The following is a 9,983-nucleotide window of genomic DNA, read 5'->3' as shown; positions in this document are numbered from 1 at the left end:
GTAGTGAAACGATGCATCGCCGATGGTAGTGTGGGGTCTCCCCATGTGAGAGTAGGTCATCGTCAAGATTCATTTCGCAAAACCCCTATCTGCGCAAGCAGGTAGGGGTTTTGTCTTTTCCGGATCTGGGAATTTGAGGCTGCATAGCGGCCCCAATCAAGGCAGCTTCAGCCCCGAGCCAACTCAGCAAGATGCGCAATCACCTGCTCAGTCTTCAGTACCAATACATCACCTTCAAGCTTATCCAGCACCACTTCAGCAGTGTTGCCGATCAACGCGCCGGAGATACCCGTACGGGCAACGGTGCCGATCACCGTTACCACGGCTTTGTATTTATCCTCGGTGTAAGGAATCAGCACATCTGCCGGCCCTTCAGCAATGTGTAGGCGATCATCAGTGATATCGAACTCAGCTTGAAACGCGCTGCACGCCTCGCGATAGCGTTGTTCGATACTGTCCCGGTTCTGGTACACCGGATCAGCTGCGGAGAGCATGGGGGAGGGGTGGGCACTGATCACGTGCAGTTCGCCCTTGGCCAGGCTGGCGATGCCAAAACCGTGATCGATAATGCTCGCATGCAATAGGCGGTGTTCCTCATCATGATTGCCCACGTCGACTGCTGCCAGAATCACCCCACCGGTCCAGGGTTGCTCGCTCTTGACCATCAGTACCGCGCAAGGGCACTGACGCAGTAGCTTCCAGTCGCTAGGGGTGAGTAATGCTTTCTTCAGGGGGTTATCCGGACGATGCTCCTTGATTACCAGGTCGCAACCCTCGGCTTGCTGGGCCTGGATGATGGCCTCATGTACAACATCGTGCCTGCTTTGCTCAAAGCTAATATTGTCGTAACCGTCTTCCTGCAGTTGGCCCGCCAATACGCTCAGCAGTGCCTGATGGTCGTGCTTTTTGTCGTACATCAGCAGATGCATACGGGCGCCCGTCACCCCGGCAATCAGCTTGGCCCGGGTCAGCGCCCGGCTGTGGGCGTGGTCTGGATCGAGTACAACCAGAATGCTTCTGACCTGTTGCATGAGCATGGACTCCTAGAATGGGTGGCCGATGCCTGACTATAGACGGCGCGCTCACGGTTGCCGTTTGACGTATATCAAGCATAGTCGCTGGCGATCGCCGCTGCCCTCGGTATAATCGCCGACCCTGCCGCTGTTCAGTTGCCGTGAAATTATGTCCCTGATTCCCGAAGTCGAAGCCTTTCTCGGTTGTCGCACCCCTGATGCCTGGATCGAAGCAGCACTGGCCGATCAAGAGACGCTGCTGATCGATCACAAAAACTGTGAATTCAAGGCTGCCAGCACAGCTTTGAGCTTGATTGCCAAGTACAACGCGCACCTCGACCTGATCAACATGATGTCGCGCCTTGCACGTGAGGAACTGGTTCACCACGAGCAGGTACTGCGCCTGATGAAACGACGGGGCGTACCGCTGCGGCCGGTCCCGGCAGGGCGCTATGCGTCCAGCTTGCGCAAGCTGGTTCGCTCCCACGAGCCGGTCAAGTTGGTCGATACCCTGGTGGTGGGTGCTTTTATCGAAGCGCGCAGCTGCGAACGCTTTGCCGCACTTGTACCGCACCTGGATGAAGAGTTGGGGACGTTTTACCACGGCTTGCTGAACAGCGAAGCGCGGCATTTTCTCGGCTATCTGAAGCTTGCCAATCAGTATGGCGATCAGGCCGACATCGCGCGCGTAGTGGAGAAGGTGCGCGAGGCTGAAGTAGAGTTGATCTGTTCAACAGATCAGGAATTGCGCTTTCACAGTGGTATACCGCTGGCTCTGGCCGCTTGATCAGCGGCTGAGCCAGCGATCTCGCCCGTATTACGAACGACGGCCCAGCAGCAAGCCGACTACCAGACCGAAGCCTGCAGACACAGCAACGGTCTGCCACGGGTGGCCACCGATATAATCTTGAGTGGCTTCGACCACCGGCTGCGCACGGTCGCGTACCGAGGAGGCAGCCTGACGAGCCTGGCTCAGCTTCTGGCTAATCTGGGCGCGCAGGGTATCGGCCTCTTCGCCAATCAGCGATGCACTTTGCTCGAGCAGACGCTCGGACTCTTCAATCAACGACTGCAGCTCGCTGAAGACCTGGTCCTTGATCTGATCGGTATCGATTTGGGTGGTTTTCCGGGCCATGAACAGCTCCTCGTTTGGTGATGGTTAGAACAATGGATACCTGCGCGGCGGGAAAGTTGCGCAGACGTTCCGGCCAATTGCCGCATCAGTGTAAGATAGCCGGCAAATTTCATGCAGCAGGGTAGATTTTCATGAGTTTCAATCTGGCCAACAGAAGCTTTGAAGAACGGGCGCAGATCGAAGCGGAGAAAGCGCGACTGTTCGAGTATTGGCAGAGCAACCTGGGTAAGGTCAAGGCTGAAGCCGGTCGCTTGATTTCCGAGAAGTCTCGTCGCAAGGGCAAATGGGCCGAGTGGGTCCGCGCCGAGCTAGATGCGATGACGCCTCAGGATTTTGCGATCATGGTCCGTAGCGAGGTCAATAAAATGATGGCCGCCGCCAACGCCAATCGCTGAGCAGGTGCTGCTGTCGTTGGCGGCCCTCAGCCGCTAGACACGTCAGGAAGCATCTGCACACGAATTCGCACTTTTAATACGAACCTGCCACGCCCTAGGCTATCCAACGCCTGAGCGTGGCTTTTTCGTTTTTGGAGGTGGCACATGAAATCTGTCTGGCCAGTCCTTGGCCTTGGTTTGTTGCTGGCGTTACCTGGCAGCGCCGCATTCGCTGATACCAGTGCGCAGGCGGCCAACAATAACCCCTACAACAGCCCGATTCAGCGCGCCAACCCCAATAGCCGGCAGGGCAGTGCGCCTGATACCCCACCCGTGCGCGGGCCCTCTACCCAGCCCATGCCACGTCCACCGACGCTGGACAATCGCGGTATCGGCAACGGTGACAACTTGCGCCGCCAACAACAGACCCCACGCCTCGAACCCAGTCGCCCGCCGCGTGACAGCCAACGCGCGCCGTGAGCTTTTCTGCAAGGAACCCCGCATGACTCCACGATCCTGGTTGACCAGCTTGACCGTTGCAGCATTGCTGCCCGTATTTGCCCACGCCGCCTCCGAGCAGCAATTTCCCAGTGAAGAGGGTGAGATCACCGTCAGCACAGTAGCCAATGGCCTGCGTAATCCTTGGGGCCTGGCGTTTCTTCCAGGCGGTAAGGACATGCTGGTCACCGAACGCCCTGGCAACCTGCGTCTGGTGACCGCTGAAGGCAAGGTCGGGCCACCCCTGAGCGGCGTCCCCAAGGTCTGGGCGCAAGGGCAGGGCGGCCTGCTTGATGTAGTGCTGTCGCCAGACTTCGACAAGGACCGCACGGTCTACCTGTCGTTCGCCGAAGAAGGCGACGATGACAAGGCCGGTACTGCGGTTGGCCGCGGCCAGCTCTCGGCCGACCGCGCGCGTCTCGACAATTTCACCGTGATATTCCGGCAGATGCCGAAACTGTCTGAAGGCAACCATTTCGGCTCGCGGCTGGTGTTCGACCGTGACGGCTATTTGTTCATCGCACTGGGCGAGAACAACCAACGCGCCACCGCGCAGGACCTGGACAAGCTCCAAGGCAAGGTCGTGCGCATCCTCCCCGATGGTGAAGTACCCAAAGACAATCCCTTCGTTGGCAAATCAGACGTTCGCCCCGAGATCTGGTCGTTTGGCCATCGCAATCAGCAGGGCGCAGCGCTCAATCCGTGGAGCGGCGAGCTCTGGACCAATGAGCACGGGCCGCGCGGTGGTGACGAGATCAACATTCCCCAGGCTGGCAAGAACTACGGTTGGCCGATTGCTACCCATGGCATCAACTACTCGCTGTTGCCGATTCCAGAGGCCAAGGGCAAGCACGTTGACGGCATGGTCGATCCCCATCATGTGTGGGAGAAGTCACCAGGCATCAGCGGCATGGCGTTCTACGACCGTCCTACGTTCAAGGCCTGGGACCACAACCTGTTCATCGGTGCACTGGCCACTCAAGAGCTGATCCGCCTGCAGCTCAAGGGCGATAAGGTGGTGCACGAAGAGCGGCTGCTGGGCGAACTGAAGGCGCGAATTCGTGATGTGCGCGTAGGGCCTGACGGCTACCTGTATGTATTGACCGACGCCAAAGACGGCGCGCTGCTGAAAGTTGGCTTGAGCAACGACCAGTAATCTCGATAACAGGTACCATGGCGTTTTCCCAAACGCTCACTGGCACATGGCTATCGATCCGCAAACGCTCTATCAGCAGGCTTTGCAGCAGGACGGCTTCGTTGCCGATCCTGCGCAGGCCAATGCCGTAGCCGCCCTTCAGCGGTGTTTCGAATCCTTGCAGACTGACCAGGCCGGCCCGGGCGTCTACCTATGGGGGCCGGTCGGTCGCGGCAAGACCTGGCTGATGGACCAGTTCCATCGCTGCCTGCAAGTACCTGCAAGGCGCCAGCACTTTCATCACTTCATGGCCTGGGTGCATCAACGGCTGTTCCAGCTCAACGGCACCGCTGATCCGCTGCGAGCATTGGCCAGTGAGCTGGCCGGGCAAATTCGCGTGCTGTGCTTCGATGAGCTGTTCGTCAACGACATCGGCGACGCGATCATCCTTGGCCGGTTGTTCAGCGAGCTGTTCGAGCACGGTGTGGTGATCGTCGCCACCTCCAATCAACCGCCGATTGAGCTGTACCTGGACGGCTTCAATCGTGACCGCTTCCTGCCCGCCATTGAGGCGATGCAGCGGCATATGCAGATTCTGCCGGTAGTCGGCGAACAGGATCACCGGCTGCACCCAGGGCTCGCGCGTCAGCGTTACTGGTGTGTAGCAGACAATGCGACCAGTACCTTCGGCACGCTGTTCGAGCAATTGAGTGCCGGCGACGCTGGTTGTGCCGAGCCGCTGCAATTAGGTTCGCGACAAATCCGCGTGGTGCGCCGCAGTGACCAGGCCATCTGGTGTCACTTCAGCGATCTGTGCGAGCAACCGTTGTCGGCCATCGAATTCATGGCCTTGTGTGACCGGTTTCCGGCGATCCTCATCGATGCTATCCCTGCGCTAGGCGGCGAGCAGCGCGCCGGGCGCATTGCACGGGGCACCGAAGATGCTGCCGAGCGAGTAGCAGCCGGCGATCGCCAGCTGCCGACGTTGTCAGCCAAAGACGATAGCGTGCGCCGCTTCATCGCTTTGGTCGACGAGTGCTATGACCGCCGCGTTGCCCTCTACCTTGAGGCCCAAGTGCCGTTGGATGCGCTCTACACAAAGGGCTACCTGGCATTCCCGTATCAGCGCACCTTGAGCCGGTTACGGGAAATGCAGTTGCAACGCTTTGGCTAACGGTCGGCTCAGAGCTGGTTCATTTCTGCAGCCAGTCGATCAAGGTCTTGTGGAAGCGCCGCGGTTCTTCGATTTGCGGCGCGTGGCCCATCCCCTCAAAGACGATCAACTCGCCCTGCGGGATCAGCTTGGCCGCCTGCGGTCCCAGCGCCTTGTAGTTGCCCAGCTTCGCCTTGACCTCAGCCGGGGCAATGTCGCTGCCAATCGCGGTAGTGTCCTGATCGCCAATCAGCAGCAAGGTCGGCATCTTCAGGTTCTGGAATTCGTGATAAACCGGCTGGGTAAAGATCATGTCGTAGATCAACGCCGAGTTCCATGCCACGCGCTCATGCCCAGGACCCTGATTCAAGCCAGCCAGCATCTGCACCCAGCGCTCGTATTCGGGCTTCCAGCGGCCGGCGTAGTAGGTCTTGCGCTCGTAGTTGCGCACGCCCTCGGCGTCCAGCTTGAGCTCACGTTGATACCACTGATCGACCGTTCGGTAAGGCACGCCTAGGGCTTTCCAGTCTTCCAGGCCGATTGGATTGACCATCGCCAGGCGCTCGACCTGCTGCGGGTACATCAGCGCATAGCGGGTGGCAAGCATGCCGCCAGTGGAGTGGCCGAGAATGATCGCCTGCTCGACCCCCAACTGCTCGAGCAGGGCGTGAGTGTTGCTCGCCAGCTGCTGGAAGCTGTATTGGTAATAGGCAGGCTTGCTCGACGTGCAGAAGCCGATTTGGTCCGGCACGATAACCCGGTAGCCGGCTTTGCTGAGGGCGTCGATGCTGCTTTCCCAGGTTGCGCCACAGAAGTTCTTGCCGTGCATCAGCACCACGCTGTGACCGTTGGCCTTGCCTTGGGCAGGGACATCCATATAGCCCATTTGCAAGGCCTGGTCTTGCGAGGTGAAGTCGTAATGCTGGAGCGGGTAGGGGTAGTCGAAGCCTTCGAGTTGCTGCCCATAGGTGGGTGACTCGGCAGCGAACGCCGGGCTGCCGATTAGGCAGGCGAGGGCCAGGGCGGTTGCGCGCAGCATGGGGGCACTCCGTGTAGGACCATGTAGGAAAAAAGCGACTGTAGCAGCCCGACACGCGCAACAAGCGGCAAAGGTGTTACTGGCCGTTAACCCAGCCCAGGGTAATCAGCACTACCACCAGGTAACGCCCACACTTGGCGACTGTCACCAGCAGCAGAAAACGCCAGAATGGCTCGCGCATGATGCCGGCAATCAGCGTCAGAGGATCGCCGACCACCGGCATCCAGCTAAGCAACAGCGACCACTGGCCCCAGCGTTGGTAGCGTTGCTGGGCACGCTCCAGTTGGGCGCCACTGAACGGGAACCAGCGGTGCTCACGGAGCCGTTCCACCGCCCGGCCGAGCAGCCAGTTGACCACCGAGCCCAGCACATTGCCCAGGGTCGCGACCAGCAGCAGGGTCAACCAGGCATGCTGCTCGCGCAGCAGCAACCCGACCAGCACCGCTTCGGACTGCAACGGCAGCAGAGTGGCGGCGCCGAAGGCGCTGAGGAACAACGCCACAAGGCTCATCATCGGCCGCGGCTCAGTAGCTGGCCACCACCTCGTCGTTACCCTCATGGGTCACGCCGATCACCTGGTATGAATCTTTGTGATCGCCCATCTCCATCCCCGGCGAACCCATCGGCATGCCGGGTACTGCCACGCCCTTGAGGTCGTTGCGTTTGGCGAGCAGGCGCACCTGTTCGGCCGGCACATGGCCCTCGACGAACTTGCCATCGATAACGCCGGTATGACAGGAGGCCAGCCGCGGCGCTACGCCGAGGCGTTGTTTCACGGCGCTCATGTTCGGCTCGACGTGGTCATTGACGGTAAAACCGTTATCGCGCAGGTGGCTGATCCACTGCTTGCAGCAGCCACAGTTGGGGTCACGGTAAACGTCGATGGTCTCGGCAGCCTGAGCAAGGCTAGTGAAGGCCAGCAGGCCCAGAGCAATCAGGCGAGTTCGTAGCATGGTCAAATTCCTCGGCAAGGGGCGGCCGCCTGCAGGCGGCAGGCTCGGCGGCAGCTTAACGCAACCGGCGTCAGCCTGCTGCAGGCAGGCCAAAAGCGGCCAGCATGGCGCAACTCACCTGACAGCAAGCTGACGCAGTCATTACAGCGCTGTCAGCCGGCAGGCGCAGCACCGTCCAGATCACGCATCAGCAACGCGTACTCAAGTGGCACCTGCTCAGGGATAGGCAGATACACCACGTGGCCGTCGCCAGGCGCTACCTCGATCTCGCGCTGCTGCCGATCGTGCAGGCGGCTCAGTTCGAAATGGTAGTTGCCGCGGGGTGTCATCAGCTCCAGCTGATCGCCAAGGGCAAAACGGTTCTTGACCTTGACCTCGGCCAGGCCCTCGACCCGCACACCGGTCAGCTCACCGACGAACTGCTGTCGCTCGGACACCGAATTGCCGCGCTGGTAGTTCTGGTATTCATCGTGCACATGGCGGCGCAGGAAGCCTTCGGTGTAGCCACGCTGGGCCAGCGATTCAAGGTTGTCCATCAGGCTGCGATCAAACGGCCGCCCCTGCAGGGCATCGTCGATGGCCTGGCGGTAGGACTGCACCGCGCGAGCGCAGTAGAAATGCGATTTGGTCCGGCCTTCGATTTTCAGCGAATGCACACCCATGCGCGTCAGCCGCTCGACGTGTTGTACGGCGCGCAGGTCCTTGGCGTTCATGATGTATGTGCCGTGTTCGTCCTCGAACGCCGGCAGCGCTTCACCGGGCCGATTGGCCTCTTCAAGCAGGAACACCTGCTCGGTCGGGGCGCCCAGGCCAAGAGTCGGTTGCACTTCATGGACGATGTCGCCGCTGACGTTCTCCACCGCTGCAGTGGCCTGATACTTCCAGCGGCAGGCATTGGTGCAGCTGCCCTGATTGGCGTCGCGCTTGTTCAGGTAGCCCGACAGCAGGCAGCGCCCTGAGTAGGCCATGCACAGGGCGCCGTGGACAAACACCTCCAGCTGCATAGCGGGTACCTGCCGGCGGATCTCCTCGATCTCTTCCAGCGACAACTCGCGCGAGAGGATGATTCGGCTCAGGCCAAGCTGCTGCCAGAAGCGCACGCTCGCCCAGTTGACCGTGTTGGCCTGCACCGACAGGTGCACCGGCATCTGTGGGAAGTGCTCGCGCACCAGCATGATCAGGCCCGGGTCAGACATGATCAGCGCATCGGGCGCCATCGCGATCACCGGAGCAAGGTCCTTGAGGAAGGTCTTCAGCTTGGCGTTGTGCGGGGCGATGTTGATCACCACGTAGAACTGCTTGCCCAAAGCGTGCGCTTCGTTGATGCCCAAGGCCAGGTTGGCATGGTCGAATTCGTTGTTGCGCACCCGCAGGCTGTAGCGCGGCTGGCCGGCATACACCGCGTCGGCGCCGTAGGCAAAGGCGTAGCGCATGCTTTTCAGCGTGCCGGCAGGGGCGAGCAATTCAGGCTTGGCGAGAGAGGTCATGGGCGCACCGGAGCAAAGGGCGCGGATGGTAGTGGCTGGCCAATTCAGGCGCATTGATCTGGATCAACCCTCACAGGGCACTTTTTCCGATCTCTGCTGCACTAAAGGTCTGAATCCCCGAGGAATACTCATGAACCAAACCGCACTACAGAACAGGGCACTGGCCGTGCTGCTGACCGCCGTCACCATTGCCTTCGTCTGGATCATGCTGCCGTATTACGGCGCGATATTCTGGGCGGTGATCCTGGGCATCCTGTTTGCCCCTTTGCAGCGCAACCTGTTGATCCGTTTCAACCGCCGGCGCAACCTCGCCGCCGGTGTCTCGTTGCTGATCTGTCTGCTGATCGCCATCTTGCCGGTGATCTTCACCAGTGCGCTGTTGGTACAGGAGGGCGCCTCGCTGTATCAACGCATCGAGAGCGGCCAATTGGACATCGCCGGTTACGTTGAGCAAGGCAAGAACATGCTGCCAGCGTTCGCGCAGCACGGCCTTGACCAGATGGGCATGGGTAACCTCGATGGCTTGCGCGACAAGATCAGCAAGTGGGCCGGGCAAGCCAGCCAGATTCTGGCCAGTCAGGCGTTCAGCTTTGGCCAAGGCACGTTCGATTTCCTTGTCAGCTTCGGCATCATGCTCTACATCCTGTTCTTCTTCTTGCGTGAAGGGCCGGAGTTGGCGCGCAAAGTGCGCCTGGCGGTACCGCTGCCCGAGGATCAAAAGCGCCGCCTGCAACTGAAGTTCAACCGCGTGGTGCGTGCCACGGTCAAGGGCAACCTGTTGGTGGCGATCACTCAGGGTGCGCTGGGCGGGGTGATCTTCTGGATTCTGGATATCCCCAGTGCGTTGATCTGGGCAGTGCTGATGGCGTTTCTGTCGTTGCTGCCAGCAGTTGGCGCGGGGATCGTCTGGGCACCGGTTGCGGCCTACTTCATTCTGACCGGGGCAACCTGGCAGGGTGTGGTGCTGACGGCCTTTGGTGTGTTGGTGATCGGTATGGTCGACAACGTGTTGCGGCCGATCCTGGTCGGGCGCGACACGCGCATGCCCGACTACCTGATCCTGGTATCGACCCTGGGCGGCCTGGCGGTATTCGGCCTCAACGGCTTCGTGATCGGGCCGTTGATCGCTGCGTTGTTCATTTCCAGCTGGACCATCTTTACCGAAACCAAGCCGCAAGTGCAGTTGCCCTGAATCT

The 9,983-nt window shown here is 60.2% G+C and carries 12 protein-coding genes; 6 read left to right on the top strand and 6 right to left on the bottom strand.

Going from position 1 to position 9,983, the window contains the following annotated elements:
- Nucleotides 1–167: 167 nt before the first annotated feature.
- Entirely contained in the window at nt 168–1,031 is an 864-nt protein-coding gene (locus tag M2396_RS08775) for a universal stress protein (protein ID WP_188035692.1), read from the bottom strand.
- 151 nt (nt 1,032–1,182) lie between these two features.
- Here M2396_RS08775 and M2396_RS08770 point away from each other — a divergent pair, with 151 nt between their 5' ends.
- A complete protein-coding gene (locus M2396_RS08770; RefSeq protein ID WP_259074199.1) occupies nt 1,183–1,800 on the top strand; it encodes a tRNA-(ms[2]io[6]A)-hydroxylase in 618 nt (205 codons plus the stop codon).
- Between the two features lie 30 nt (nt 1,801–1,830).
- Here the strand turns inward: M2396_RS08770 and M2396_RS08765 are convergent, their stop codons facing one another.
- On the bottom strand, nt 1,831–2,148 hold the full coding sequence (locus M2396_RS08765) for a YqjD family protein (protein ID WP_181089403.1): 318 nt from the start codon (nt 2,146–2,148) through the stop codon (nt 1,831–1,833).
- 131 nt (nt 2,149–2,279) lie between these two features.
- On the opposite strand from M2396_RS08765, the gene M2396_RS08760 reads away from it, so the two are divergent.
- From M2396_RS08760 to zapE, 4 genes are all read left to right on the top strand, one after another.
- On the top strand, nt 2,280–2,543 hold the full coding sequence (locus tag M2396_RS08760) for a hypothetical protein (protein WP_101318342.1): 264 nt from the start codon (nt 2,280–2,282) through the stop codon (nt 2,541–2,543).
- A gap of 144 nt (nt 2,544–2,687) precedes the next feature.
- A complete protein-coding gene (locus tag M2396_RS08755; RefSeq protein WP_188035693.1) occupies nt 2,688–3,002 on the top strand; it encodes a hypothetical protein in 315 nt (104 codons plus the stop codon).
- A 22-nt stretch (nt 3,003–3,024) separates the two neighbouring features.
- Nucleotides 3,025–4,176: a PQQ-dependent sugar dehydrogenase gene (locus M2396_RS08750; RefSeq protein WP_150571312.1), complete on the top strand. Its 1,152-nt coding sequence runs from the start codon at nt 3,025–3,027 to the stop codon at nt 4,174–4,176.
- 46 nt (nt 4,177–4,222) lie between these two features.
- Nucleotides 4,223–5,329 carry a cell division protein ZapE gene (zapE, locus tag M2396_RS08745; RefSeq protein WP_259074198.1) on the top strand — a complete coding sequence of 369 codons (1,107 nt, stop codon included), beginning with the start codon at nt 4,223–4,225 and terminating at the stop codon, nt 5,327–5,329.
- Nucleotides 5,330–5,348: 19 nt separating this feature from the next.
- On the opposite strand, the gene M2396_RS08740 is transcribed toward zapE, so the two are convergent.
- From M2396_RS08740 to yegQ, 4 genes are all read right to left on the bottom strand, one after another.
- On the bottom strand, nt 5,349–6,347 hold the full coding sequence (locus M2396_RS08740; protein ID WP_259074197.1) for an alpha/beta fold hydrolase: 999 nt from the start codon (nt 6,345–6,347) through the stop codon (nt 5,349–5,351).
- 76 nt (nt 6,348–6,423) lie between these two features.
- Nucleotides 6,424–6,861 carry a YqaA family protein gene (locus M2396_RS08735; protein ID WP_188035695.1) on the bottom strand — a complete coding sequence of 146 codons (438 nt, stop codon included), beginning with the start codon at nt 6,859–6,861 and terminating at the stop codon, nt 6,424–6,426.
- Nucleotides 6,862–6,871: 10 nt separating this feature from the next.
- A complete protein-coding gene (locus M2396_RS08730) occupies nt 6,872–7,300 on the bottom strand; it encodes a DUF411 domain-containing protein (RefSeq protein ID WP_150572838.1) in 429 nt (142 codons plus the stop codon).
- Nucleotides 7,301–7,452: 152 nt separating this feature from the next.
- The gene (yegQ, locus tag M2396_RS08725) at nt 7,453–8,787 is read right to left on the bottom strand and encodes a tRNA 5-hydroxyuridine modification protein YegQ (protein ID WP_188035696.1); all 1,335 of its coding nucleotides are present in this window, start codon (nt 8,785–8,787) and stop codon (nt 7,453–7,455) included.
- Nucleotides 8,788–8,917: 130 nt separating this feature from the next.
- On the opposite strand from yegQ, the gene M2396_RS08720 reads away from it, so the two are divergent.
- Nucleotides 8,918–9,979 (top strand): AI-2E family transporter, encoded by a 1,062-nt coding sequence (locus tag M2396_RS08720; RefSeq protein WP_150571306.1) that lies wholly within the window; start codon nt 8,918–8,920, stop codon nt 9,977–9,979.
- Nucleotides 9,980–9,983: the final 4 nt, after the last annotated feature.

This window comes from Pseudomonas sp. BIGb0278, assembly GCF_024809895.1.
Lineage (GTDB): Bacteria > Pseudomonadota > Gammaproteobacteria > Pseudomonadales > Pseudomonadaceae > Aquipseudomonas > Aquipseudomonas shirazensis.
This window is presented reverse-complemented; position numbering and strand designations above follow the sequence as displayed.